The following is a 25399-nucleotide window of genomic DNA, read 5'->3' as shown; positions in this document are numbered from 1 at the left end:
CGAACGTGGGCGGGCTGGGAGCGCGGCGAGAATCCGATGCACCCGGCGCTGTGGGACCTGTGGCGGGAGCGCGCGGCCGACCCGGCGTGGATCGCTCGGGTGCGAGGTGCGGCGTAGTGCCCCGCAGCCCCTACATCGACATGCGCGACGCCGACCTGGCGCGTGCGCTGAACCGGGCCGCAGGCGCGCTGGAGCAGCCGCTGCCGGCGGGGCGCGAGGCGGAATATCGCGAGCGGCTGCGTCTGCTCGTGATCGCTGCGGCGCAGCGGCTCGATCCGCCGGTGGTGCCGTATACCGACGCCTGGGAGGCGTCCGCTGCGGGACGTTGCACGCGGTGCGGCGGCGCGCTAGCGTCGGCGGCAGAGCCGGAATTAACCGAGGGGGCAGACCATGATGCGAATTGCGATAGCGGCGCTGCTGGCGCTGATGGTGGGGGCGGCCGGGGCGCAGTCGCAGGCGAGTGAGACGTCGACGATCCGCGAGGGCGGGAAACTGATCCGGCTCGGGGATTCGCCGGCGAAAGTGCACCAGGTGCTGGGGCCGCCGGACACGAAAATGCAGCTCGAGAACAGTCGCGGCGGCGCGGCCGGGATGCGGTGGGACTACTACTCCGCCGGCTCCGGCTACCAGAAGCGCGCTTATACGATCACCATCAACGGTGGGCGGGTTGTGCGGATGACCTCGGAGGCGTTGCGGTGAGTGACGTCACCGTCGTGCGCCTCAGCTGCTACCCGCCAGGCGGCGGGCCCGTCCACCAAGCGACAGGCCGCATCAGAGACGACCATGGCAACCGTGTCGTCGTTATCGTCGATGATGGGTACGACTGGCCTGAGTTCCCGGAGATGATCCGCGTGACACTCGACGGCTACGACTACTTCGCATGGCCCGGCCCGATACAGGAACCGCGCGAGGTAATTGCCTGGCGCCTGCCCTTTACGCGGGCCGATCGGCAAGACCCCGGCGACGTCTAAACCTGCACGCTACTGGTCGGCAGATCCGGCGCCGGCCCGCGCACCTCGCCGTCCTGCACGAACACGCGATCGCCGACCGTGCCGGTGCCGCGCACGCGCAGCACTTTGCTGTCGGGCAGATCGACGTCGACGGTGCCGTCGCTGTTGACGGCGGTGATGTCGCCCACGTAGAGCGGGCGGCGCGGGAGCAGGCGGAGGAATTGGCGGTAGGGGTTGCTCATGGCTTCTACTCCAGATCGTCGTGATGCCGGTGCACGGTCACGTCCTGCCGCACGGTCACGGCGTCGTCCTGCAGGCCGACGTCGATTGTGACCGCACTCGCCCGCGCGCGGTAGGTGCCGTAGACGGTGTCCTGCACCTCGACCAGGTCGGTCGGTGCGATGACGCCCACGCTCTGGCTGAACGGCAGGCGCAGGGGCTGCTCGGTGCGGTCCTGGGATTCGGCGAGCGCGGCAGCGCCGCGCTCGGTCGCGGCGGCATTGTCGGTGATGAGCGGGTCGACGATCATCTCGGCGTAGGGGCTGCCGCTGCTGCCGCTGCGCGTTACCTCGCGGAGCACGCCCTGCGTCTCGCCTCTGACGTAGACGCCGTGGTACTTCGGCCCCGGCAGCCGGCGCATGCCCAGGCCGACGAGGGCGTCGCTGTCCAGCTGCACGTCCGGCGTCTCGCCGCTCCAGTTCCAGGGCAGCGCCGGGTAGCGTGGCAGCACATGGACGATTTTGTCGGAGGGGTGGCTCTGCACGATGCAGCCGGCGGCTTCGGCGATGCGGGTGATGGCGCCCATGCGCGTGAGGCTGCTGTAGCTCCACGCGCCGGCGGGCACGGTCCAGGTCGGGCCCTGCCAGTCGAGGGTGTAGCCGGTGAGGTCCAGCTCCCGGTCGGCGAGCTGCGCGCCGCTCATGGCGCTGTCGTTCGTGTAGCTGCGCTCCGGCGAATACGGCGCGGCCAGCAGGGCCGTGCGGCTGCGGCCGCTGGCGGTGAAGCGCGTGAGACTACCGAAAGACCGATCCTCGCTGGTGTCCTCGACGGTGAACGTCCACAGCTGGCCGTCGATGGCCACCTCGATCTCCTGATTGGCGTCGACGTCCGGCAGCAGCAGATGGTAGCTGGCACGGTCGGCGACGGTGAGGGAGACCGTCCACGCCCAGCTGTCTTCGTCGATGCCCAGGCGCAGGCCGATGGCGTTGATGGGCTCGCGGCCCGGCAGGCGGACCACGGAAACGGAGTGCGACATGATGTAGCTCCTGCGCGCGTACAGCGCGCGCGGTGAACAGGTCAGGTGCAGCGCGACGGCGTCGCCGGGCGGCGGGGTGTAGTTGCCGCGCAGGCTCAGGCGGACCTGGTCCCCGGGTGGCGGCGTGTAGCAGCCGGGCGGCTGCGGGATGACGGGCGGCACCGGGCCGGGGCCGGGCAGGAACGAATAGCGCACGGCCGTGCTGTAGCCCCACGGCACGCGGTAGGTGATGGAGTCCTTCGCCAGGCTGTCCAGCCACACCGCCCGCGCCTCCCGGCTGATGGCGGTGGGCCGCAAACCCCAGGTCACGCGCTGCTGCAGATCCTTCGCCGGCGGGTGGCTGTAACCGACGGCCCAGCGCGCCTCGACGCGCGTCGGGTCATTGCCCCAGGCAACGCGGCGCTCGGCGTCGCGCGGCGGCACCTTCTGCCAGACGATGCCGAAGCCCTCGCGCATCCCGGTGTCCGCTAGGTTGCCCCACCCCACGCGCGGCTGCGCGTCCACCTGCGGGACTTTCTGCCACGGGATGTGCCAGCGCACGTCGAGCACGTCGGCCGTCGTGCCCCACCGCTGGCGCGGGGCGGCGTCGCGGCGGGCTGGGATGGCCGGCCACGGCGAGCGCAGGGTTCGGTCCAACTGCTGCGCCGGCCGCGGGCGCCAGGCCGTGCGCGTGGCCACGCTCAGGCCGTCGAAGATGTAGCCCGGCTCGGGCTCCGGCTCCGGTTCGGGTTCGGGTTCGGGCTCCGGCGTGAACGTGTCGCAGACCAGCGGCAGGGCAACAGTACCGCCCGCCGGCGGCGTGTACGGGCCAAACAGCGCCAGCCGCACGGCATCGCCGGCCGGCACCGTGTAGCAGGGCTCCTGATCGCAGACCAGCTCCAGCGCCACCGCATCGCCAGCGGGCGGCGTGTAGTCGCCGGCCAGCGCCAGGCTGACCGAGTCACCAGCCGGCCGCTTGTAGCAGGGCGGCGCGATCTCCAGCGCCACCCTGTTACCCAGCGGCGGCGTGTACGCCCCTGCGAGGGCGAGCGCTACCTCGTCGCCGCTCGCGGGGGTGTAGCCCATCGGCTACTCGAACTCAGGCATCAACGCCGGCGTTATGCGATCAGCCACAACCGCATTGTGCACGCCGTCCGGGTCGGTACCGACGACCATGTAGCGCCGCTCCGGCGGGATGAACTCGATGGCGTAGGTGCCGTCGCTGCGGCTCTGCGTGCGAGCAATCAGCTTTCCGGAATTGGGTACCCGTTCATAGAGCCAAACTTCGCCGACTGCCGGCGTTCCGTCTATCGTCAACACACCAGACCCCTGCCCGGCGATGAACCCCTTTCCATGCACGTTCTTGCGGATCAACTGGCCGCTCGCCATCAGAACATTACTCATGACCATGGCCCCGTGATATCCACCAGACACCAATAGCTATCGGTATCGCGGGCAGTTTCCTGCACCCGGAATGACCGGCCGTCACCGCCAATCAGGTCGTCGAAAATATCCCCCTGTGTGCGCGACCCCATCCGCAGCCACGGGATAACGAGGCCCGGTATCTCCCCGAGCACGAAGGCGTTGTTGTCGTGCACCAGGCCGCGCGACCCTCGGATCGCCACCCCTCCCGTCTCCTCGCTGATGCTGTAATGCGAGTCACCGATGTACTGACCCGCCAGGAAATGCGAGGTCAAATGGCAGCTGATCGGGGACAGGCCCATCGTCGCGTCCGGTATGGCGAAAACACGCTGCGCGGTGTCGGACGGATCATTGAGCTCGAAGTTGATCGGGTTCAGGAATCCGGCATTGCTGTGCCCCGATATCACCGTGCGCGCCACATTTGCACCACCCACGTCGACCACATCACCGAAAAAAAATAGGTCGTGGCCGTAGAGGTTGGCCCGCCATTTCACGAACAGCAGCAAGAACGTGTCGCTGACGTAGGCGTCCCACGCCATGGCGGTGCTGTTCTCGGCATTGCTGGCCCGCCAGTAAATGTCCGTGCCACTGCCGGGGAACGGCGCGGTCCCGGTGTCGATGTCGCTCATTTCGTCGTAACCACGCACAATCGGCGCCTCTGCCGACGGCGCCGCAGACGAATGATCGACGCGCAGAAAGCGCTGGGCGCCGCCGGGCGGCTGATACGCACGCTTATTGTCGCCGCTGTAAGCCACCGTCCATCCGGCACCGGCCTTGGCCGTCCCGCCGCTCCCGTAGCCGGCATCGAGAATTGCATCGAGCAACGCCGGCAGGCTGCCCAGCTGGCCCGTCAGCTCCGGCGCACCAGCGTCCGTCGAGTGATAGTGGTTCACAGGCATCGCGGTCTCCTAGTTCGCATCGCCCCGAGCCTCGAGGCGGAATTGGTCGGTGGGGTCCTGCGTGTTGTCGCCCGGCAGGGTCGTGCGGTTGATCCAGATGGGCGCGTGCGCGCCTTCGGTGTTCCAGCGCACCTGGTTGCCGATGTTCCAGCCGGCGCTCCAGGCGTCCGCGCGGATCGTGAAATAGGGCACGCCGGTGGCCGGGTTGGTCGGGGCTACGTCGGTGCTGGTGTCGCTGGTGGCGACCTCGCCGACGGTCTCGCCGACGATTCGGTAGGCGGTCACCGAGGTGAACTCGATGCGCCAGCGCTCGCGGATGGCGCCCTGGTTCGTGACCTCGATCGGGTAGTTGACGAGGTCCAGCTGGCCGTCGGTGCCGTTGCCGATCTGGCTGTCGCTCCATTCGTCGGTCCAGCTCTGCTGGGTGAAGACGTTGAAGGCCGCGGCGGCGATCTCCTGGCCGAGGATCAGCGCGGAACTGATGAAGGCGTTGCCGTCCGCCGGGTAGTCGTGCGTCAGCTGGGTGTTGACGGCCACCCGGCCGGACAGCTGGGCGTCCGTGCATTGCTTCATGTCTTCGATGCGGTGGCGGACGGTGAGCGGCTGGGTGTAGTCGTCGAGGTCCAGCGGCGACGGGAAGGTGATCTCGCCGGCGGTCTTGTCGACGGTGAAGCGGTCGGTGGGCACGCGCTCGCCGTCGGCGTCGAAGACCTCGGCCATCGAAATGGCGGGCCGCAGGCTGTAGGCGGTGTCCGCCTGCACGGGATTGGCCAGCTCGGTCTCTGCGGTGTGGTGGATGACCACCACATCGCCGGCGCGCAGCGTGGGGATCTCGCCGTTGGCTGGCAGGCGGACCGGGTCCAGGCCGATCACCTCCGGGTCCACGGGCAGGAATCCGATCGTCACCACGTTGTAGGTGGTGTCGCCGGGCAGCACGGGGTCCGTCCAGCTGAGGGCGTAGACGCCGGTCTGGCTGTTGACGGTGCCCTCCAGGCCGCCGTCGCCGGAGATATCGCCTCCCTGGTCGACGGTGGCCTGGTCGGCTTCTGCCTCTCCCTCGCGCTGGTAGGTCAGCTGAAACGACCCGGGCAGCAGCTGCTCCGCATCCACGCGCCAGAACGCCTCGTCGATGGTCCAAGCGCCGTAGCCGGCGAGCACGCCGATGACCTCGGCCGAGGGCGTGCCCTCCGGCCAGGCGGTGAGCGTGGCCTGCCCGTCGCCGTAGGCGATGCTTCCGGCGCTGACCTCCTGGCCATTGCTGTCCCGGTAGTAGACGATGCCGCCGCGGTCGTAGTGCTGGCGGCCGCCGAAGGTGAACATCAGGCTGGCCGGCGTGACGCCGCCGGCGAAGCCGGGCGCGGCGATGTCGAGCGCCAGCTCGTTGAGCGTGAGCGTGTCGCCGCTGCCGGTGGCCGTGGCGCTGGTGCTGTAGAGCACCGAGTCCAGCGAGACGAATACGCCGGCCTGGTCCTGCTCCCAGGTGTGATTCGGCACGCTGTAGCTGCGGCGCCGCAGCGCGCTGATGGGGTCGTCGAACTGCAGCAGGCCCGTGCCGTAGTTGACCGTGCCGATGGTCACGCCGGGATGGACGGGATAGAGCGCGTCCGCCGGGGAACTCACGGTGACGAGGTTGCCGGCGCCGTCGTCGGTGAAGCGGACGGTGGTGTTGCCGTCGGCGTCGTAGGTCGCCGCGCCGCTCAGCGTGTTGGCCTGGCAGCTGCCCTCGCCCAGCGTGTAGCTGGCGCCGCTGCTCGGCGTCTCGGCATGGCTGTCGCCCGGCACGTCGTAGGCGATGGTGATGTCACTGCCCGGCGCCGGGTAGACGGCGAGGTCCGCCTCGATGCGGCCGCGCGCGTAGTCGACGGTGCCGGTGGCGTCGCCGGTGAGCGCGCCGCTGCCGTCGTCGGTGGCCTGGCGCGCCTGGCCGTCCGCCGTCCAGTCCAGCTGCACGGTGCCGGGGTCGATGATCTCCGGCTCGCCGCTGCCATCGTCGGTCTGGTAGACCACCTGCGGCGTGGTGACGGCGACGTCGTCCGTGCCGGGCGGCGCGTAGTGGATGCCCGAGCCCCAGCCGAACAGCACGTGGCTGCCGATGTCCGGCTCCGCGCCCAGGGTGATGTTGACGCTTCCGGTGGCGTACTGGATGGTGCCGCTGCCCTCGCCCGGGTTGCCGGCGATGGTGCCGTCGCCGCGATCGCGCAGGGTGATCCAGCGGCCGTCGACGCGGTACTCCACCTGCAGCGTGGCCGGCCGCGGCGCGGGCTGCAGCGTGCGCGTGTAGACGAGCGCGCGATTGGTGTCGTTGATTTCGATGCCGTCGGTGTGCTGGCGGTCGACGATGGCCACGCCGGGGCGGTAAGTGAGGCTGCTGGCATCGCCGTCGACGTCGCTGCTGGTGCCCAGGCCGGTGAGCACCACCTCGCCCGTCGCGTAGTCCAGCCGACCGCTGGCGTCCGCCGGCACGCTGCTGCCGCTGCTGCTGTCGCGCGTGAGGTTGCCGCGACCGTCGTCATTGAACACGCCGCGCGTGCTGCTGCCGGACCACTGCACCACCACCACAGCCGTGCCCGGCACGATGGCGCGCTGCGCCACATGCACCATCGCCCCGTCGATGATCTCCGCGCCGCGGATGGCCTCGCTGATCGCGTCGTCGGCCTCCGGCTGGATGGGCACGACGGTGACCGTGTCCGAGCCCACGGGCTGGTCGACAAGCCCCGTCTGCGTCTGGTTGCTGGGCACCACGGGCGTGCGCACGCGGTCCACCTGCAGCGTCGTCTCGCCGCTGCTGGCTGCTTCGGTGATCTCGTGCACGGAGTAGTAGCGCTTGCCGCCGGCGATGGTGGTGCGGCGGATGACGGTGCGCGGCTCGGCGATGGTCTTCGCCGTGATCGACTCGCCCGGCACGTCGAAGCGCAGCGGCTGGTCGATCTCGATGGTGATGATGCGCACGTCCTCCTGCGTGCCGCTCGTGCTGGTCTGCACGGTGACGATCTCGCTGCTGACCTTCACCACGCGGATGAACTGCTGCTCGTCGAGGTTCACCGCGCCGCGCTCGACCGACAGCACCAGCGTCTCGCCGCCCTGCGGCAGGCTGTTGTTCGGGTGCGTGAACACGCTGATGGCGAGCGCGCCCTGCGGCTGGGTGTCCCACGCGTAGTAGGGCGTGGGCGGGCCGGCGGCCAGGTACTGCTCCAGGTGCTGCTGCGCGTCGATGCGCTGGTCGACGTGGTCGTCGCGGCCGAACATGGTCACGAACACGCCCGGGTCGGCCGCCGGCTGCGTCAGGATCGCGTGCACGCCCTGCCAGGTCGTCGTGTCCGCGTTCTCCGCGCTCACGAAGGGCTTGCGCAGGCTCACGCGGCCGACGGTGCGGTCCAGCCGGGTGATGTCGCTGAACAGGTTGTTGAGGTCGCCGTCGATGACGCGATTGCCGCTCATGCGGCCGCCGGCGAAGTCCTGATCGCTGACGACCGCAGGCTGGTTGATGAAGATGTCGGCGGTGGTGATGGGCATGGGTCAGACCTCGATGAGGCGCACGGTCAGCTCGTGCGGGTCTTCGGCCGCCGGGTCCGCGTAGCGGATCACCGGCGTAGCCTCGATGGGGTTGGGGCGGACGAACGCCACCGTGTACGTGTCGCCGCGCAGATCCAGCGTGTGCGTCTCGCCGGCATCGGCCGCCAGCGTGCGCAGCGCCAGCACCGTGCTGCGCGAAGCCCACACGCCGCCGCCGAGCGTGATCGGCCGGCCGCTCAGCAGCGCGGTCTCCTCGATCACCTGCCCGCCGCCGAGCGTGCGCGCCCGCGCCTGCGCCACCTGCGGGCCGGCCAGCTCGTCGAGCCAGACGATGTCATCGGGGAGGCTGATGCCGCCGAGGGTCACGGCCATGTCAGGCTCCTGCCGCGCTTACGGCGCGGGCGTTTTCAAGTCGGCGGAGAAGCGCGTCCGCTGTGTCGTCGTCGGTCTGCACCGGGAACGATTCGCCCCCGATGCGCAGGTCGACTTCCACGCGCCGCCGCGGCGTGGCCGCGTCCTCGCGCTCCTGCAGCGACGGCGGGCGGAATATCCGCGCCAGGTCGCGCTGCGAGCGGTTGCCGCCAATGCCGAGGATCTCGTCCGCCTGCCGGCGGATGTCCTCGATGATGTCGGTCTGCGCGCGGGCGTAGCGCTCGACGCCGCCCTGATAGCGGTACTGGCCGGAGCGCGCCAGGTCCTGCAGCTCGTCGAGGCGCGCATTCGCCTGCGTGACCAGCGCCTGCCGGTCCTCCGCGCTGAGGCCGCTGCTCTGCGTGGCGTTGAGGATGCTGCTCTCGATGGACTGCAGGTCCTGGTCGATGGGGCTGGTGTGCTCACCGCCCTCGCCGCCGCGGCCGGCGATGGTGGTGGCGCCGCCGTAGGTGCCGCCGGTGGCGTCCTCGACAGCCTGCGCGTGGTCGCGCGCCGCATTTGCCGCATTGCGGCTGGACTGCTCCGCGCGGCGGTTCGACTGCTCCGCCGCCGGCCCCAGCTCGAGATAGCGCTCGATGAGCTTCTCGACGGCCTCGCGCTGCTCGTCGGTGCTCGCCAGGTTGCGCAGGTTGGCGGCCACGGCGCGCTGCGACGCTTCGTCCGCGTTGTCCGCCACCTGCAGCTGCCGCTCCGCCATCACGCGATAGGCGCGGTTCACGTCCTGCACGGCGGCCTCGCCGTTCTCCGCAGCGGCGCGGATGGCCTCGTAGGCGCGCCGAGCCTCGTCGGCCTGCTGCTGCAGCGTGCGCTGGCTGGTGAGGCCCAGGGCCTCGAATGCCTGCTCCAGCTCGGTCAGCGCCTCCGTGCCCTGCTCGGCGGCATCCTCCGCCTCATCGCCGATGCGCCCGGCCTCGTCGGCCGCGCCGGCGGCGGTGGATTCCAGCTGGTCCAGCGTCTGATCCAGCGTGAGGAACTGGCCGCCGGCGGATTCCGCCTTGTCGCGCGCCTCCAGTAGCGCGTCGCCGGCGTCGCCGGCCTGCTTCGTGAGCTCGTCCAGCGCCTCGCCGATGGTCTGGATGGGCGCGGCGTTGAAGCGCTCGAAGCTGGCCTGTGCCTTGATGACACTTTCGGCGGCCGCGTTGGCGGCCTCCTTCGCGGTTTCCAGATCCGCGCCGGCATCACGCGCCAGGTCACGCGCGGTCTGGCGCAGGTTCCCCGCGGTGGCCTCGAATCGCTCCGACACATCACCGAAGGTGATCTTGCTCAACCCTTCCGCCACCGCCGAAGCGGCGCCGAGGATGCCGCTCAACGCCCCCCGGATGGACGCCTGCACCACGTTGAAGGTCGCCTGCAGGCCAAAGCCGAAAGCCTTGAGCGACTCGATCACGCCCTGCACGCCGTCGAGCAGGCGCGGGTCGTTGACCTTCTCGATCAACGCGTCGATGGCATCCGCATTCTCGGCCACCACCCGGATGAACGCGCCGCGCAACCGGTTCTGCAACTCGCGGAACGAGCGGTTGGCGCGCGCCACATCGTTGACCAGGTCCTCACCGAGCACGCCGCCGGTCTCGCGTGCCTTCTGCCGCAGCTCGTCGAAACCATCCGCGCCCCGGATCAGGAACGGCAGCAGGCGCCGCCCGAGGTCGTCGCCGAGGATGCGCACGGCGGCCGCGTTGCGGCGCGTCGGTTCCTCGATCTTGCTGATGCGGTCGACGAACAGGTCGAACAGCTGCGCCGGGTCCTTGCCGCGCAGGTCATCGACCTCTATGCCGATGAGCTTGAAATCGTCGATGAAGCTCTTGGTGCCGTCCTTCGCATCCTGCGCGCGGTCGGCCAGGGTGTTGAGCGTATCGCTGACATCGTCGGCCTCGAGGTTGAACTCGCGGAAGACGAAGTTCAGCTCCTGGATGTCCTCGACGGACGTGCCCAGGGCCTGCGCGCTGCGCTGGACGTTCTCCAGTTCCTCGCCCACACGGCGGGCACCGGCGGCCACCAGCGTGAGCGACGCCAGCGCACCACCGAGGCCGATCAGCGCACCGCGCAGACGCCCCACCGCATTGGCCGCGCCCCCGGTCGTGCCGCGCAGCTCGCGGATGCGCTCGTTCGCGCTGCGCGTGGCCGTGCGCAACTCGCGCCCGGACAGCTGGCCGGACTCGCGCAGCCGGCCGAGGGCGCGGCGCACATCGTTGACCTCGTTCTCTACCTCCTGGAACGGGCGGGCGCCGACGGCCTCGAAGTCGCGCCGGAGCTGCTCGCTGGCATCCTCGGTCTGCCCGAGTGACCGGCGCAGATCCTTGACCTTGTTGTCGGCCGCTTCGGTGGCGCGCTCCAGCTGCTCGCCACTGAGGTTGCCGGAACGGCGCAGCCGGTCGAGCGCCTGCTCGGTCTGCGCGATCTCCCCTTCCAGATCCTCGAAGGGGCGGATGCCCAGCTGCTTGAAGTCGTCGCGCAGCTGCTGGTTGGCGTCGCGCGTCTCGGTCAGGCCCGCCTCGGTGGATTCCAGCGACGCCTGCAGCGCGTCCAGCTTGCTGCGCGCCTCGTCCGTTTCGCGCGCGACACGCTGCTCCGCGCCGACCAGGTCATCGGTGGCAATGCCGGCATCGCTGAGGCTGCCGCGCAGTTCCTGGAGCGTGCGGCGCTGCTCCAGGTTCCGGTTGTTCAGCTCGCGCACCTCCTTGCGCGCGCGCTCGAACTCGCGGGTGAGTTGCGCGGTAGGCTTTTCGGTGCGGTTGTACTGCTTGCCAAGGTCGGCAGCCCGCTCGCGCGCCTCATCCAGCTGGCGCCCGGTGTCACCCGTCTCGCGCTTCAGCCGCTCGAACTGCGTGATCAGCTGGCGCTGGTTGCCGAGATTCTGCAGCTGCTGGGTGAGGCCGTCGGCCTGCGTCTGCGCCGTGTCGGCATCGCCGCCGAGGTCGCGGATGCGCTGCGCAGCATTGCGCACGTCCGCCGCGCCTTCCACGGCCTGGCGGATCAGGACATCGACATTCTCGGCAGTTGCCACGGCGCGCGCTCAGCTGGTGGGGTCAGCCGCCGTTGCCGGCCGGGGGCGCGCTTTCGGTGTTGTCGCCGATCACCGCCTGCACCACCTGGACGAACTGCTCCAGCTTCGGGGTCAGCGCGCCGTCGAAATACTCGGCGACGGCAGCGAACAGCTCCGGCATGCGCTCGTTCAGCTGATCGACCGTCTCGTCCAGCGGCATGTCGACGGCCACCGGCCCGAGCAGGAACTCGACGATGGCGCCCAGGTCCTCGCCGTGGTCGCAGAGCGCCTGCACGGGGTCGAACTTCAGGGCATCCAGCGCGGTGTCGAGGCGCTGGAACGCGCGCGCCACGCGGGGGGCGTTGCGCAGGGTCAGGTGGGGCTTGGGCTTGTCGGTCATGGGTGGATCTCCGAGGGTCAGTCGTTGCGGTGCAGGCGTGTGCGGCCGTTGACGCCGCGGGTTGCACGGCCGCGGCGGAAGGCGGCGCGGAAGTCGAGGTCGAAGCTCAGCGCGGCGCGCCGCAGGACCTCGGGCAGCAACTCGTTGCGCAGCCACTGGCGCGGGAACGAGTAGTAGCGGAGCATCGTCAGGCGATCGCGCGACTGCCCGACACGGCGGCGGATCACACCGCCCTCGCGCAGCTGGCCGCTGGTGCGCTGGTGCAGCGGGAACGCCGGACGGACCAGCCGGGGGCGGCCCGTGCGGTAGCGCTGGAAATAGACGGACGGCAGTTCCTGGCTGTGGCTGCGCCCGAGCTTGTCGCGCCAGGTGTACCGCTTCATGCGGATTTCCGGAGCGAAGCGCTCGATGGGGATCGCGCGGACGCGCAGCTGCACGGTGGCCGACTTGCCGCTGGCGCTCAGGCGCCGGATGCCGACGTATTGCCGGACCTCGTCCGGCGTCAGGTTGTACTTGCTGCTGGTGAGGTCGACGGTGTCATTGACGGCCCGCTCCGCCGCGGCGCGCAGCGCGGCTTCCGCCGAGAATCGCGAGGTGTTGTCCACCTGCGCAACACGGTCGGCAGCAGCGCGTGCGGAGTCGCCGGCGCGGGCCATGGCCTAGACCTCGCCGAAGCGGCCGAGGAAACCGGGGCGCCCGGCCCGGGAGCCCGCGGGGGCGCCACCACTTTCGCCGGCGAAAGACTCGCCGGCGCCGAACGGCGCCACCACCTTGTGGCCGGCAGCCCTGGCGGCGCCCTCGATTTCGCCGGCGATCGCGTCGCCGGCGCCGGTAGACGCAGGGTCCTCGTCGTCCTCGCCGCCGGCGTCGCTGGTGGCGTCGCCGCCCTGCTGCTCGCCGTCGCGCGTTTCGGGCGCCGGCTCGGCGGCGGGCTCGGGCTCGGGCGGCGCGTTGTGCAGGTGCCCGCGTCCCTTGCCGCACAGCACGTCGGCCGCCACGCGGCTGGTGCGGATCACCTCGCCCACCGGCACCGGGCGGCCCCGGTGCCGGTGGTTGGCGCAGGTGACCTTGACGGCCACCAGGTTGTCGCGCTTGCGGGCCATTACCCGGCGCTCGGCAGGTCGACCGTGTAGGGCGCGGTCTTGCCGGGCAGCAGCCGCATGGTGCCCGTCATGGGCAGCGGCACGAACTCGGACGACAGGAAGTCGACCTCGCCATCCGGCGTGATGCGGGCCTCGTCCACGGTGACGAGGATGTCCGAGCCGTCGGCGAGGTTCTTGCCGTCGAGCATCACCACCGCGCGGATCTGCGGCTTGACGCCGCCCGAGACGCGGTTACCGCTGGCGTCCAGGAAGGTGTAGCTGACGAGCACCGCATCACCGTCGGAAATGGCACCGCCCTCGATGGGCGTGAGCAGGCCGAGGCGGTAGTCGATGGTGAAGTCGGTGCCTTCGGTGAAGCTCGGCGAGCCACCCTCGCCGGTGGCGGTGACCGCAGTGCCGTCGTCGATGTTGCGATTGGCCAGCTGCGTGGCCGCACCCATGTGCGCGGTGATTTCCTCGTCCGTGACGGACGAGCCGGTCACATCGTAGGCGGCCGCATCGCCGAGCAGCGCGTAGGCGAGGTTGGTCTTGTCGACCTCGTCCAGCGTGATGGCAAGCGTGGACGGCTGCTTGATCGCCACGTCGTCCAGCACCTGGCCGTAGTTCTCCCGCCCGCGGCCGGTGCGCTGCTGGCGCTCGCTCGGTTCGTTGATGGCGAATCGGGTGGCGTTGCCGACCTTGCGGTAGCCGGTGCGGTTGCCGTTGTCGTCGAGCCGGTCCAGGTACAGGTCGCCGGCGCAGAGAAGTCCGCTCATGGTTGGGTTTCCTCGTTGAAGGTTTCAGAGAACTGCACCGAGACGGGCATTTCCGCCATCGCGTAGTGGCTGCCCTCCTGCGGGTTGAAGAAGGTCCGGCCGCCGACGGTGATCTCCCGCGTGCCGGGCGGGAACTGCTGGATGTCGCACTGCGCCAGCCGCCAGCGGATGGCGTAGAGCAGCGCGCGCATGGATGCGCGCGGGGACTCGTCGTCGCTCGGGCTGACGCGGCGGAACATCCGCAGCTTCACGTTCAGCGAAGCCCCGCGCTTGCCCTTGCTGTGCTGGATGCCGGATTCCTCGTCGTCGTCGATCTCGACGGCGCAGTCGACGCGCGGTGCCGACACGTAGGGCTCGGACTGCACATCGTCGATGCCGGGCACCAGCGCGACGATGCGCGCCAGCTCGTCGACGATGCGCTGGTCCATGGGCACGTAGCTCATGCCGCGCCCTCCAGCAGCCACATGCGGATGACGTGCTCGTCGTCCTCACCTTCCACCGGACCGTTCAGCGTCCAGGTTTCGGCATCGACGACGAGCACGCCCCGCGGGTACTCACCGACCTCGCTGCGCAGCAGGCTGACGCTGGGGGTCGGGTCGATGATGCGGCCGAGCTGGCCCTGCACTTCCGTGCGGCGATCCACGATCGCGCGCACGGACACCGCCGCACCTTCGGGGGGCGTGAGCGTGCCCGGCTCCCCGAAGGAGTCGAAGGTGGCGCCGTCCATGGCGTCGAGTGCTTCGGCCCAGCTCATGGCGTGCTGCTACGCCTGCGCGACGGTGCCGAGGCCGGGGCAGAGCTCGACGGTGACCGTGGTCACGGTGTCGTCGGCCGGCTCGGCCACGTAGGCGCAGTTCTCGATGTCGCCGGCCTCGGCCGTGCCGTTGCTGAAAGCGCCCTCGGACACGTCCCAGAACAGCATCTCGCCGACGGTGCTCATGTCGTCGGCCTCGACCTTCGGCAGCGTGTCCTGGCCGTGGGTCTTGAACACGCCCAGCTCGCCGCTTTCGTAGGCACCGACGGCCACGCCGAGGATGGCGCTGAAAAGCGCCACCCCGCCGGAGGCGACCTGCGCCGGGGCCGGGGCGACGATCTCGCCGCCGTGAATCTTGTGCTGGTTCTTCATGGGTGCTACTCCTGTCAGGGTTCAGAGAACCCGGCCCGTGCCGGCGCCGGGGTCCGTGGTGGCTTACTCGCCGGCGTTCTTCGCCAGGCCCTTGTGGTCAATGGCCTTGGTGGCGAACACGTGGCGGCACTTGACGACGAAGCCGTCGCGCTCCCGGTCCTGCCAGCTCTCGGTGAACACGCCCTCGTTGCCCTCGAGGTAGCCGTACTCGATGGTGTCCACCGCGTTGGGGCTGGCGGCCGCGTACCAGGCCGCGGCCGAGTCGTCCTGCAGGCGGGGCTCGACGATCAGGCGCAGCGCGTTGCTGAACACCGACACATCGTCGGCCTTGTTCGGCTGGACGATGGCGAGCTGCTTCTCGGCGATGGTCTGCAGCGCCGGGGGCACGATCAGGAACTCCGGCCGCACGGTGATGTAGCGGCCCTCGATGCCCTTCTGCAGCAGCATCAGCTCGCGGATCTCGCTGAGCGTGGTGTCGCTGATGGCGCCGCCGGTGCCGAGGTTGCCGTGGTCGGCGTGGAACAGCGGCGTGCCGTCCGCCATGTTCGGGTTGCCGGTGAAGATGCCGTACACCAGATCCGACTCCAGGTCGCCGGCGGAGCGGCCGAACATCTGCAGCAGCCGCATGAAGGCGTCCAGGTCATCGTTGATGACCATCTCCCAGGTGAAGGGCACCAGCCGGCCGTACTTCTGGGCGCGGTACTTCTCGCGGCCCTCGCCGATGGTGCCGACTTCGTACTCCGCGCCCTCCAGCACCCGCTTGAGGTTCGGCGCGCCGCCGAGCTGCACGCGGGACACCTCCTTGAAGTCCGGCAGCGTCACCTGGCGGGAGTACGGCACGAAGCTACGCGGGGTGCCCTCGTAGGCGCCGCGCAGGGTCTTGTTGGCGATGTTCTCCAGGATGAACGGGAAGTCGTCCGTGGAGTGCAGCGCCATGACGGCGATCTCGCCCGGGGTGCGGCCCCGGGTGTTGACGCCGGCCGCGGCCAGGCACTCGCGGGCGATGTCCAGCGCGCGCATGCCGCGGTAGTTGCGGGCGGCGTCGTCCAGCTGGTGGGCGGACGGCTGGGCGCGGTGCAGCATGGCCGTGGCCATGCCGGTACGCATGGTGTCGCGCTGGTCCCGGGTGATCTCCACGCGCCCGCCGCCGGCGATGGGCTCCTGGTCGTCGCCGAGCTTGTCCAGCAGCTTGGCGCGGGCCTGCTCGGCGGTGCATTCGAGGTTGTCCAGGCAGGATTCCTCGACCTCGGCGACGCCGTCGTGCTCGCGGAACGGCCGGAACACGGCGCGGATGTTGTTGCGGCGGGTGGACTCGGCGGCGCGGAAGGCAGCGTGCGGGTCATCGCCGCCGCCGGCCGCCGGCGCGGGCTGCGCGGGCTTGGTGGCGGCGGCGACGATGTCGTCATCCTCGGCGTCCGCCGACAGGTTGAAGTGCGTGACGAGCTGGGCGCGGGCGGCTGCCTCGTCGGCGTCCGCCGAGAGCTTGATGCCGTGCGCGCGGGCAAGAGACTTCCACATGATGGTGTCCTCGTTGGTTGGTTCGGGGGTGGTGGGGCGTTGCCGCTTGGAGGCGGCGGGCTTCAAGGCGCCTTCGGGTACGCCCCGAACAGCGCGGAACGGACGCGAGGTGGCGTGCGCGGCGATGTCCAGCTCGTCGTCGATCTCGTCGACAAAGCCGGCGTCGCGGGCTTCCTCCGCGGAGTAGTAGTGGTCCTCGCCGTCGGTCAGCAGGCCCATGACCGTGTCGCGCGAGTCGGCGCCGGTGTGCTTGATATACGCCTCGGTCATCGACTCGGCGTAGCCGTCGAGCACATCGGCCGTCATCCGCAGTTCGCGGCTGTTGCCCAGTGCGATGACCCACGGCGCGTGCACCATGAAGCGGCCGCTGGCGCTCATGCGCACCTGCTGGCCACCCATCGCGATGAGGCTGGCGATGCTGTAGGCCACGCCGTCGATGTGCGTGGTGACGGCGCCCTCATACCGGCGCAGGGCGCTGAAGATCGCCAGGCCGTCGGCGACGCTGCCGCCGAAGCTGTTGATGCGCACGTCCAGCTCGTCCGCGTCCAGCTCGGAGAGCGTGGCGACCAGGTCGCGCGCGGCGACGGTGTCGCCGAAGATGCTGTCGCCGATGTCGCCGTAGATGAGCACCTCGGCGCGGGCGCCGTCGTCGAGGTCACCGCGCGGCGCCAGCGCGTACGCCTGCCACCAGTCGCCATGCGCGACCGGCATGCGGCGGGCGCCGCCGCCATCGTTGAGTGCCAGCGGCTGGCGCACACCGCTGGCGCGGGCCGCGCTGGTGATGTCCGCCAGGCTGGCGCCGGCGTCGAGGCCCAGACACTGCATCACGGCTAGACGGGCATCGCCGTCGCTGGCGCTGGCGGACAGCGGGAGCTTCAGGGCCTGCGCGAGTTGCTTCCAGTTCATGCGGCTACCTTTTTCGCGGCCGCGCTGCGCTTGGCAGCGGACTTGCGCGCGGCCCGCTTGCGCGGGGCACGCTGCCGTGCGGCCGTGTCGTCGGGGTTGTTCGGGTCGCCGCCGTCGGCGCTGTCGTCCTGCTGGCCCGCGCCGGCATCGGCGGCGCCGCCGGGCAGCGCGCGGTTGCCGGCGTCGGATTCGAGCACCACGCCTTCCTCGCGGGCGCGCCTGTTCTCCTTCGCCTTCTCGGCGAGCACGTCCTCGAAACGGCGGCCGCGCTCGCTGATGACCTGCGTGAGGCTCTTGACGCCCACGCGCGTCTGCATGCGGATGCCCTGCGCTTCCTTGTAGGGGTCGATCCACGGCATGGCCGGGCCGCGGAAGTCGGCCTGCGCGACGGTTTCGATGCGCACGTCCTCCGGCACTTCGATGAGCCCGGCGGCGATGGCGGCAAACACGAACTCGCGCCAGCACGGATCGACGAAATGCGCGACGAAGCGCGCGGTCATCATTTCGTAGCCGGACTGCTGCTCGACCAGCTCCTGGCGCTGCGCGCTGTAGGTGCCGTCGTAGTCGCGCGCGAGGCTGCTGTAGCTGATGTCCAGCCCGGCGGCGGCGGCGCGCAGCTGGCCGATGCGGAACTGCACCAGCTCGGGGTTCGGGCGGTTGGGCGATTCGGTGTGGAGCTTCTCGCCGGGCAGCAGGTTGTCGAGGTTGGCGCCGGGGTAGATGCTGAGGTCGCGGTCGTCCTCGCCGTCGTCGTCGCCGATCTGCGGCGGCTTCCACCCCTGGATGTTCGGGTCGCGCTCGATCCAGTTGAAGATCCTCGCGGCGCAGCGGCCGGCGATACGCTCGGATTCCTCCAGGTCCTTGATGTCCGCGAAGCGCGTCATGCTGCTGGCGAGCACGGACACGCCGCGCAGGCCGCTGATGCGCTTGCGCATCGCCAGGTGGATCATGTTGGCGGCGGGGACGCTCTTGAGGTCGTTGAGGTCCCGCGGCTGATCCTCGCCGGGGTGCACCTTGTGCACCCAATAGCGCACCGGGCGGCCCCAGCTGTTGCGCTCGATGCCCTCGCGGATCAGCGGCTGGTCGCTGGTGTAGTGCAGCGGGACGTGGTCGGACTCCAGCAGCTCCACGGAGTACGGCACGCGGCCGCCGTGCGGCGCGCGCCGGCTGGTGCCGCGTACGTGCTGCGCGAACATTTCGCCGTCGCGCAGCCACGACCGGCAGCCCAGCTGCTGGGCCTCGACCCAGTCCATGGTCTGCGTGACCTCGGGCGTGCGCGCCCACTCGCGATGCAGCTGCAGCAGCTCGCGCGCGAACTCGGCGTGAATCGTCCCGTCGTCACGCATCGGCTGCGGCTCGATGCCGATGCCGTTGGGCCCGACGATGTTGCGCACCATCACGGACAGCGCGCCGTCGACGATGTCGTGGTTGCGCTCCAGGTCACGCGCCTGGCTGCGCAGCACGGCGCCATCGCGGCGCACGTTCACGTCGCCGGCGGCGTCGCGCTTGTAGGGCTTGCGCTGCTTCGTCGTGCGCGCGCCTTCGTAGCGCGCGCGCACCGCGTTGCGCTCGCGGGCGCGGCGGCGATGCTCGCCCAGGTCGGGATCGATGACGGCCACGACCTCGTCCGCGAATCGGCCCACCGAGCCCAGCGCGCTGCTGGTGCGGTCGGCGAGCGCGGTATCGACACCGAGCGCCCGGTCGGCGAACTGCAGCGCGGTGTCGAGCAGGCCCATGCGTCAGCCCTCGCCGTCGCAGTAGGGGTCCGGCAGATGCGCCACGCCGAAGCGGCGCGGGCCGCGGCGGGCGGCGCGGTTCTGCTGCACGGCGAGCTGCGATTCGAGCTGGTCGATGGCGGCGCGGATCTCGGAGAGGTCCGCCATGCGCAGCGAGCGACCGCCGAAGCGGACCTCCTGTCCGTTCAGGACCTTCGCTTCGGCGTCCTTGTACGCCTGCAGTCGCTGTGCGGTATCGCTGCTCATGCGGGGCACGCTAGGCCCCGCTTAGTCCACCGTCGTGGTCAGCCGTGGACTTTCTGCAGGCGGACTACTTGATGCCCAGCCAGTAGACGATGGCGGCGATGACCACGCCGCAGCTGATCGTCACCAGGCCGCCGGCCAGCATCCACAGCCCGCGGCTGTTGTTGCTGACGGTGGATTCCAGCCGCGCGACGCGCTCGGGCAGCAGGGTGAGCTCCTTGATGGCGCCGCTGAGGTCCTCGACCGATTCCCGGAACCCGCTGACCATTTCGCGCAGGGACGCGCGCTCGCCGTAGCTGGTGCGGTCCTCATCCTCCAGCTTGCCGATGCGCTTGAAGGCGCGGCGGACGCTGGCCTTCAGCTCCGCTTGCTCGGCCACGCTGCTCTGCAGGCTATGCACGCGCTCGTCGAGATTGCGCAGCCGGCGGTCGAGGCGCTCCTCCAGCTGCACGAAGCGGTATTCCAGCGGGCTGGCGGGCGTGCCGTGCATGTCGGGCTGCGGGTCACCACGGGCGGCGTCTACGGCGTCGTCAAGGCTCATCGCGCTCGGCGTCGGGTGCGGGTGTCGGGTCTGCCAGTGCCGCGCGTGCCGCCGCCTTGTCGCTCTCGCACGTCTGCACGGCGGCGCCCAGCTCGGCACGGTGCAGCAGCGCGTCGCGGTAGGTGGTGACCGCGCGCTCAGGCATCGGGCGGGCCTGCAGCGTCGGCGGCACGGGGCACGTCGCGGGCACGCGCACGATCTGCGGCGGGCGCTCCGGGCAGCTGCCGCAGGCGCTCAGGAACAGGGCGATCAAGGCAGCCGTCATCGGGGCTGCGGCGTATGCGGTCTTGGACATGCCGGGTGGCCTCCCGCAGCTGCGTCAGATGCTCGCGCTGCGCGGTGATGGCGGCGGACAGGGCGTCCAGCCGCTGCAGGGTTTCGTTGGTGGCCTGCGTCGCCTCTGCCAGCGCCTGGCGGGCCTGCTTCTCTCCGTCGCGCGCGCGGGCCTCGCGCTCCCGCGCGGTCTCGAGCCGGGCTTCGGCGGTGTCGGACTGCACATGCTGGATGTAGCCCCACACGCCGGCGGCGGCCGCGAGCAGCGCGGCCAGGCCGTACACCTTCAGCGCGCCGGGCACGACACGCCCCCACCCCACGATGCATAGCGGGACTGCAGCACGAGCAGGATGCGGCGCGGGTAGCCGCGGTTCTCATCGACCGCCCACTCTGCGCGGCGCGGGTCCGGGTGGTCGGCCACGTGCCCCCACCAGCGCTCGGGATCGCAGCCCGGGCATGCCGGCTGCGCGCGGCAGTGCGCGCGGTCGCGCATCGTCCAGCCCTGCCCGCCGTTGTAGGCGGCGAGCGTGAACGCCCATTGATCACACAGCGTGGCCGCCGGCGCGCCGTAGCGGTCGAACAGCCAGCGGTCATAGCGTGCCATGGCGCGGATGGCCCACTGCGCGTTGAATGGCGCGGCACCGCCGAGCGCCGGCCAGCGCTCGGCGACCCACTCGGCGGTGGCGGGCACGAACTGCGCCAGACCGTCGGCGTAGGGCGACTGCGCGTCCGGCCGCCAGGCCGACTCCTGATGGATCTGCGCCGCCATGACCGCCACCGGCGCCTGCATGCCCCACGCGGCGCGCGCCTCGCGGGTGAGGTCGGCGCGGTATTCGAGGGCGGCGCGGGGTGGACCGGACGCCGCGCACGTCGCCATGCCAATCGCCAGCAACATGAGGACGAGCCCGGCGAGGATGGCGATATGCAGCAACACCGCACGCGCCCCGGAAGGGCCGCTGCGCGTGCATTCCAGCGGGTCGACCGGCATCGGCGGCGGGCGCCAGGCGTTCTCCGGATTCTGGTGGCGTGGGGCGGTCACCTCACAACCCCATCGTCACGCCGATCATGGCCGCCGCCACGACAATGGCGCGGCGGATCATCGCCGCGGCGCCGAGCAGCGCCCCCCCGTACTCGACGCGGCGGTCCCCAACCGACACCGCCGTGTAGTCGCGCTGCACGTCCACCGACCCGGTGCGTGGCGGCAACAGCATGTGCGGCCGCGCATGCGGAAACAGCGCGCGGTCCAGCCAGTAGCCCGCGCACCCGGCAACGCTCACCAGCGCCAGCTTGTAGACCACGACCGGCAGATTGCCGGGCGCCACCACGGCCACCGCGGCCAGCAGGCCGAGGGATATGAGGACGAGCGGCCAGAGACGGGGCGGCTTGATGGGCATGGCGTTCTCTCCGATTGGTCACTGCAGGCAGTTGCCCGCAGCCTGCCCCGACCAGCGTCCACCGTCGTGGTCAGCCGTGGACTTTCGGGGCGTCGCCCTCGCGCACCGGCCCGGCCTTGAGCGCCGCCCGGAACTCGGCGAGCCGCTGCTCCGCCACGTCGGGCCCGAGGCGCGCGTGCATGTCGGCGATGTGCCGCTCGCGCGCGTCGTCGTCCATGGCCATGAGCGCGCGGGCGGCGCTGTAGCGCAGGTGGTGTTCGTAGGCGTCCCGGTCAACCGTCATCACGCAGGCCCGGGTCCAGTCTGGAGGCGCCCCATAACGCCGACGTGTAGCAGGCAACAAACACACACGGCCAGAGCCACAAGGGCGCGTCCGCGCAGTACATCCCGACCACCACTATGGCGATCCCCGCCAGCCCGATATTGCTGATGGTGGCGCGCACTGATGCGTTGATCGTATGGCGCGCCATGTCACCGCTCCGCCGAGGCGGCCGCACGCTCCTTCTGGCGCGACGGGTGGTAGTTGTAGGCCGTGCTCTTGCTGCACTCGTTGCGCCGCATGACATCCGCCAGCTTGTACCCGGCATTCCAGTCGGCGGCGATGGCTTCGCCGTCCACCTTCGGGCCCGCAGGCACGCAGAGGCGCTGCCCGGCGCAGCTGGCCTTGACGTGCTCGATGAGCGCATCGGCGCACTGGAACGCCATGCCGGAGGGCGGCTGCTCCATCGTCTGGCGGATGATGGCGGCGAACTGGTCGCGGAACTCGCGGACGGCGTCGTCGTCCAGGGGGCGGTCGATGGCCATGCTATTTCCTCGGGTCCAATGGTTTGTTGCCGGCGTCGTACACGCCGCGTACCAGCTGATATCCAGAGCGCGCCGACCGGATGAACAACGAGAGACCCTCCGGGGTGGGCCATGGCCGCCGCAAGCTCACGCCATAATCGATGAGCCCCCGGCTGCACGCGCGCTCAACAGCCCGCAGGCAGACCTTGTGCGACTCCTCCGTGACGTACTCCAGGTACTCGATAGCACTCGTGCCCGACCCTCGAAACGAGGATACGAGCGCGGCCTGCACAACCATTGCGTCATTTATGTGCTTCGTCGCCATCACACTCTCCATTTGTTGAACCCGTCATTGCGGCGACCCTTGCGCTTGGGCGTGACGGTTTCGGGGGGCGGTGCGGGTTGCGGGGCGGCTGCCTGCTCCGCCTCGGGATCGGGTTTCGTGCCGGGCTGCAGCTGCTTCTCCAGCGCGCGCCAGTCGCGCTCGCGCAGGGCGTGCACGCGCAGCGCGGGGTGGTGGGAGGCGGCGCAGGCGTAGGACCAGGTGTCCATGCCTTCCGCGCGCCGGCCGCGGCGCTGCACCCACTTGTTGCGGTCGGCGTCGAACACCTTGCCGAGCATCTGGACGTAGTAGTCCTCGGGCAGCTGGTCGCTGAAATGGATCATGCGGTCGGCCGGAGCCGCTTCCTTGTCGGCCATGAGCCGGTTCAGCAGCGTGTGCTTGGCGGTGTCCGAGCCCACCTGCCACAGCGCCACGCCGCCCTTGATGACCTTGCCGGCGTGGTTCACATCCACATGCGAGGGCCGGCCGGCGAGGATCGGGCGGTTCGGGGTGTTGGCGCCCTTGATGGCGATGACGCGGCGGGCCGGTTCGCTGCGCACCCAGCCGTAGACTTCGTGCGTGTAGTGACCGCCGGAGTCCACGGCGGTGGCCTCGACGTACATGCGCTTGCCCCAGGCGTTCTCCAGCGGGCGGTTCAGGTATTCCGCCAGCCAGCGCCACGTGGCCGGGTCACCGGGTGAGTGCGGGTATTCCAGCCAGTCCAGCGCCCAGCAGCGCTCTCCCCTACCCCAGCCGACGAGCTGGACGGCCAGGCGGTCGTCCTGCGTGTCCACCCCGGCGGTGATGATCAGGCAGCCGCCCGGGATCTCGCGCAGGCCATAGGGCTCGGCGCGGTTCTGCAGCTCGCGTGGCTGCACGTCGCGCGAGCGGTCTTCCCACGTTTCGCCCAGCGCGGTGTTGATGAAGCGCTGCAGCTTCGGCGGGTCGTTCTGCGCGCTCTTGAACTGGCGCACCAGCTCGCCCCAGGTGTAGCCCAGGCCCGGCGGCGCGTAGAGGCCGTTGATGTGGTAGCCACGAACCAGGTGCGAGCGCTCCGGGTGCTTCGGCACCCACTCGCCCGCGGCGAGCATCGCTTCCTTGTGGTGTTCTTCGATGACGCCACCGCACTCGACGCACATGTAGATCGGGTGGTCCGGGTCTACCTGCCAATCGAGATTTCCCCACTCGAATGTGATGCCCTCGCCGCAGTGCGGGCACGGCATGTAGTAGTGCCGCTGGTCGCTCTCGTTGTACTCGTCCTCTATGCGGCTGGCGTCCTTCACCGTCGGGGTGCTGACGAGCAGATGCTTTCGCCGGCGAAAGTTCTGCGTGCGCTGGTCGATGAGGCCGATGGTGTCGCCCTCCTTCGGCAGCTCCCACGGGAAGCGGTCGACCTCGTCGGACAGCACCCACTTGATGGGCATGGATGCCAGCGATGCGGCACTGTTGGCGCCGCCGAGCACCAGCAGGCCGTCGCCCGGAAAATCCTTGATGTCCTGCCGGTTCTTGCCGTCCCGGCGCCGGTCGCGCACCAGGTCCGCGAGCACGTCGGTCTCGGTCAGCAACGGGTTGAGGCGCTGGATGCTCCAGCGCTCGCGCACTTCGATGGTGGGCACCACCACCAGCATCGGGCAGGGCGCGTGGTGCATCGCGTAGCCGATCCAGTTGAGCCCGACCTCGGTCCCGCCCACCTGCGCCGATTTCATCATGACCACGCGCGACACCGGGCTGGACTCGCTGAGGCAGTCCATGATCTCGCGCAGGTACGGCGTGCGGCTGGTGCGCCAGCGGCCCTTCGCGCTGGACGCCTTGCCGGACAGCCAGCGGTGCGCATCCGACCACTGGCTGAGGGTGAGTTTCTTCCGCGGCGCGCAGTTGCCGGCTACCGCGGACAGCAGCGTGCTGTAACCGTCCGCGAATCCCAGCCCCTCCGCCATGCGCAGGTCGTCAGGCATCGCCCTGCTCCGCTTCCCGCACCAGCCGCTTGAGCTGCTCGCTGATGTCCTGCAGGACGTCGGTCATCGCCTCGTCGATGAAAGCGAGGCACTGTTCGGTGTCCGGCGTGCCGGCGACCTTCGAAGCAAGCTGCTCGGACACGTTCTCGTGCGCCGAGCGGATGGCCGCACCGATGTCCGCCCCACCGCGCTTCAGGTGCTCGACCGAGCAGAGCGCGCCGATCGTCTTTTCGTACTCCGCCTTCGCGGTCAGCGCCTGGTAGTGCTCCTTCGCCGCCCGCGCCTTCTGATAGTCGTGGTCGGCTCGCGGTTCCTCGCCATCGTCCGCAGCCGCCGACGGCTCGCCGTCATGCCCCTGTCGCTGCGCTTCCTCGTCGCGGTACTGCTCCCAGCGCTGCGCGACCTGATCCTTGTCGGGGCTGCGCGTGGCTTCGATGCGGGCCAGGCTTTCCCGCACGTTGATGCGCTTGCCGTCGGTGGCCATGACCAGGCGCCCGTCGTTCCGGAGCCGCGTGACGTAGCTCGGCTGGCAGCCGATGATGTGGGCGAAGTCGCGCACCCCGACCGGCCAGGTGATGCCGGCGGTGGCTTCGGCGCGCTTGTCCGGGTCCCGGGTGCTGGCAATCCGCTCGCGACTGGCTTCCGGGTACAGCGCCTCGCCGTCGTCGGTCAGCACCAGGCGATTGCAGGCGCGCAGGCGCTTGACGAATGCCAGCTTCCAGCCCTCCAGGGCGGCGAATGCTTCCAGCGTCACCGGCTGTTCCGTCATCCCCCTACCTCTCGATTTTTACGAAACAGGCGGGAATGGGAAGTGCGCGCGCGCGACACCGCGCACGCCGCCCCGCACGCCGGAAACGCCCGCCGGGCGGCGGCTGTGCGCAGCGTGCGCAGTGTGCGCGGGTCACGCACGCGCG

At 70.2% G+C, this 25399-nt stretch carries 29 protein-coding genes; 2 read left to right on the top strand and 27 right to left on the bottom strand.

Going from position 1 to position 25399, the window contains the following annotated elements:
• Nucleotides 1-390 precede the first annotated feature (390 nt).
• Both KAH28_RS11310 and KAH28_RS11305 read left to right on the top strand, forming a co-directional pair.
• Nucleotides 391-699 carry a hypothetical protein gene (locus KAH28_RS11310; protein WP_290576676.1) on the top strand — a complete coding sequence of 103 codons (309 nt, stop codon included), beginning with the start codon at nt 391-393 and terminating at the stop codon, nt 697-699.
• Nucleotides 696-971 carry a hypothetical protein gene (locus KAH28_RS11305; RefSeq protein ID WP_290576674.1) on the top strand — a complete coding sequence of 92 codons (276 nt, stop codon included), beginning with the start codon at nt 696-698 and terminating at the stop codon, nt 969-971. Before KAH28_RS11310 ends, KAH28_RS11305 begins: the two co-directional genes overlap by 4 nt.
• Here the strand turns inward: KAH28_RS11305 and KAH28_RS11300 are convergent.
• From KAH28_RS11300 to KAH28_RS11170, 27 genes are all read right to left on the bottom strand, one after another.
• On the bottom strand, nt 968-1192 hold the full coding sequence (locus KAH28_RS11300) for a hypothetical protein (RefSeq protein WP_290576672.1): 225 nt from the start codon (nt 1190-1192) through the stop codon (nt 968-970). The two genes, KAH28_RS11305 and KAH28_RS11300, sit on opposite strands and share 4 nt — an antisense overlap.
• 5 nt (nt 1193-1197) lie before the next feature.
• Nucleotides 1198-3270 carry a hypothetical protein gene (locus KAH28_RS11295; protein WP_290576670.1) on the bottom strand — a complete coding sequence of 691 codons (2073 nt, stop codon included), beginning with the start codon at nt 3268-3270 and terminating at the stop codon, nt 1198-1200.
• Nucleotides 3271-3273: 3 nt separating this feature from the next.
• On the bottom strand, nt 3274-3588 hold the full coding sequence (locus KAH28_RS11290; RefSeq protein ID WP_290576668.1) for a hypothetical protein: 315 nt from the start codon (nt 3586-3588) through the stop codon (nt 3274-3276).
• Nucleotides 3585-4505, bottom strand: a complete 921-nt coding sequence (locus tag KAH28_RS11285) for a hypothetical protein (protein WP_290576666.1) — start codon at nt 4503-4505, stop codon at nt 3585-3587. Before KAH28_RS11285 ends, KAH28_RS11290 begins: the two co-directional genes overlap by 4 nt.
• Before the next feature lie 9 nt (nt 4506-4514).
• Nucleotides 4515-8018, bottom strand: a complete 3504-nt coding sequence (locus tag KAH28_RS11280) for a hypothetical protein (protein ID WP_290576664.1) — start codon at nt 8016-8018, stop codon at nt 4515-4517.
• A 3-nt stretch (nt 8019-8021) separates the two neighbouring features.
• Nucleotides 8022-8390, bottom strand: coding sequence for a hypothetical protein (locus KAH28_RS11275; protein WP_290576662.1), 369 nt, complete (start codon nt 8388-8390; stop codon nt 8022-8024).
• 1 nt (nt 8391) lies between these two features.
• Nucleotides 8392-11451 carry a hypothetical protein gene (locus KAH28_RS11270; protein ID WP_290576660.1) on the bottom strand — a complete coding sequence of 1020 codons (3060 nt, stop codon included), beginning with the start codon at nt 11449-11451 and terminating at the stop codon, nt 8392-8394.
• Between the two features lie 22 nt (nt 11452-11473).
• Complete coding sequence (locus KAH28_RS11265; RefSeq protein ID WP_290576658.1) at nt 11474-11830, bottom strand: hypothetical protein; 357 nt, start codon at nt 11828-11830, stop codon at nt 11474-11476.
• Between the two features lie 17 nt (nt 11831-11847).
• The gene (locus tag KAH28_RS11260) at nt 11848-12486 is read right to left on the bottom strand and encodes a hypothetical protein (protein ID WP_290576656.1); all 639 of its coding nucleotides are present in this window, start codon (nt 12484-12486) and stop codon (nt 11848-11850) included.
• Between the two features lie 3 nt (nt 12487-12489).
• Nucleotides 12490-12933 carry a hypothetical protein gene (locus KAH28_RS11255; protein ID WP_290576654.1) on the bottom strand — a complete coding sequence of 148 codons (444 nt, stop codon included), beginning with the start codon at nt 12931-12933 and terminating at the stop codon, nt 12490-12492.
• On the bottom strand, nt 12933-13688 hold the full coding sequence (locus tag KAH28_RS11250; protein ID WP_290576652.1) for a hypothetical protein: 756 nt from the start codon (nt 13686-13688) through the stop codon (nt 12933-12935). The genes KAH28_RS11255 and KAH28_RS11250 overlap by 1 nt, the downstream gene beginning before the upstream one ends.
• Nucleotides 13685-14131: a hypothetical protein gene (locus KAH28_RS11245; protein WP_290576650.1), complete on the bottom strand. Its 447-nt coding sequence runs from the start codon at nt 14129-14131 to the stop codon at nt 13685-13687. The genes KAH28_RS11250 and KAH28_RS11245 overlap by 4 nt, the downstream gene beginning before the upstream one ends.
• Nucleotides 14128-14442 (bottom strand): hypothetical protein, encoded by a 315-nt coding sequence (locus KAH28_RS11240; RefSeq protein WP_290576648.1) that lies wholly within the window; start codon nt 14440-14442, stop codon nt 14128-14130. Before KAH28_RS11240 ends, KAH28_RS11245 begins: the two co-directional genes overlap by 4 nt.
• 9 nt (nt 14443-14451) lie before the next feature.
• Nucleotides 14452-14814: a DUF2190 family protein gene (locus KAH28_RS11235; RefSeq protein ID WP_290576646.1), complete on the bottom strand. Its 363-nt coding sequence runs from the start codon at nt 14812-14814 to the stop codon at nt 14452-14454.
• 63 nt (nt 14815-14877) lie between these two features.
• Nucleotides 14878-17238, bottom strand: coding sequence for a ClpP-like prohead protease/major capsid protein fusion protein (locus KAH28_RS11230; RefSeq protein ID WP_290576644.1), 2361 nt, complete (start codon nt 17236-17238; stop codon nt 14878-14880).
• Nucleotides 17235-18974, bottom strand: coding sequence for a phage portal protein (locus KAH28_RS11225; RefSeq protein WP_290576642.1), 1740 nt, complete (start codon nt 18972-18974; stop codon nt 17235-17237). Before KAH28_RS11225 ends, KAH28_RS11230 begins: the two co-directional genes overlap by 4 nt.
• Before the next feature lie 3 nt (nt 18975-18977).
• Entirely contained in the window at nt 18978-19220 is a 243-nt protein-coding gene (locus KAH28_RS11220; protein WP_290576640.1) for a hypothetical protein, read from the bottom strand.
• A 64-nt stretch (nt 19221-19284) separates the two neighbouring features.
• Nucleotides 19285-19758: a hypothetical protein gene (locus tag KAH28_RS11215; RefSeq protein WP_290576638.1), complete on the bottom strand. Its 474-nt coding sequence runs from the start codon at nt 19756-19758 to the stop codon at nt 19285-19287.
• Entirely contained in the window at nt 19748-19903 is a 156-nt protein-coding gene (locus KAH28_RS11210; RefSeq protein ID WP_290576636.1) for a hypothetical protein, read from the bottom strand. Before KAH28_RS11210 ends, KAH28_RS11215 begins: the two co-directional genes overlap by 11 nt.
• Nucleotides 19896-20333, bottom strand: coding sequence for a hypothetical protein (locus KAH28_RS11205; protein WP_290576634.1), 438 nt, complete (start codon nt 20331-20333; stop codon nt 19896-19898). Before KAH28_RS11205 ends, KAH28_RS11210 begins: the two co-directional genes overlap by 8 nt.
• Complete coding sequence (locus tag KAH28_RS11200; RefSeq protein WP_290576632.1) at nt 20318-21070, bottom strand: lytic transglycosylase domain-containing protein; 753 nt, start codon at nt 21068-21070, stop codon at nt 20318-20320. Before KAH28_RS11200 ends, KAH28_RS11205 begins: the two co-directional genes overlap by 16 nt.
• Before the next feature lies 1 nt (nt 21071).
• Nucleotides 21072-21425: a putative holin gene (locus KAH28_RS11195; RefSeq protein WP_290576630.1), complete on the bottom strand. Its 354-nt coding sequence runs from the start codon at nt 21423-21425 to the stop codon at nt 21072-21074.
• A 70-nt stretch (nt 21426-21495) separates the two neighbouring features.
• A complete protein-coding gene (locus tag KAH28_RS11190; RefSeq protein WP_290576628.1) occupies nt 21496-21708 on the bottom strand; it encodes a hypothetical protein in 213 nt (70 codons plus the stop codon).
• Nucleotides 21698-21895 (bottom strand): hypothetical protein, encoded by a 198-nt coding sequence (locus KAH28_RS11185; protein ID WP_290576626.1) that lies wholly within the window; start codon nt 21893-21895, stop codon nt 21698-21700. The genes KAH28_RS11190 and KAH28_RS11185 overlap by 11 nt, the downstream gene beginning before the upstream one ends.
• Nucleotide 21896: 1 nt before the next feature.
• Nucleotides 21897-22229 (bottom strand): hypothetical protein, encoded by a 333-nt coding sequence (locus KAH28_RS11180; RefSeq protein ID WP_290576624.1) that lies wholly within the window; start codon nt 22227-22229, stop codon nt 21897-21899.
• Nucleotides 22230-22532: 303 nt separating this feature from the next.
• The gene (locus tag KAH28_RS11175) at nt 22533-24485 is read right to left on the bottom strand and encodes a phage terminase large subunit family protein (protein WP_290576622.1); all 1953 of its coding nucleotides are present in this window, start codon (nt 24483-24485) and stop codon (nt 22533-22535) included.
• Complete coding sequence (locus KAH28_RS11170; RefSeq protein ID WP_290576620.1) at nt 24478-25239, bottom strand: hypothetical protein; 762 nt, start codon at nt 25237-25239, stop codon at nt 24478-24480. The genes KAH28_RS11175 and KAH28_RS11170 overlap by 8 nt, the downstream gene beginning before the upstream one ends.
• Nucleotides 25240-25399: the final 160 nt, after the last annotated feature.

It is taken from the genome of Algiphilus sp. (assembly GCF_023145115.1).
Taxonomy (GTDB): Bacteria; Pseudomonadota; Gammaproteobacteria; order Nevskiales; family Nevskiaceae; genus Algiphilus.
The sequence above is the reverse complement of the archived record's forward strand: the minus strand, read 5'-3'. Positions and strand labels throughout refer to the sequence as shown.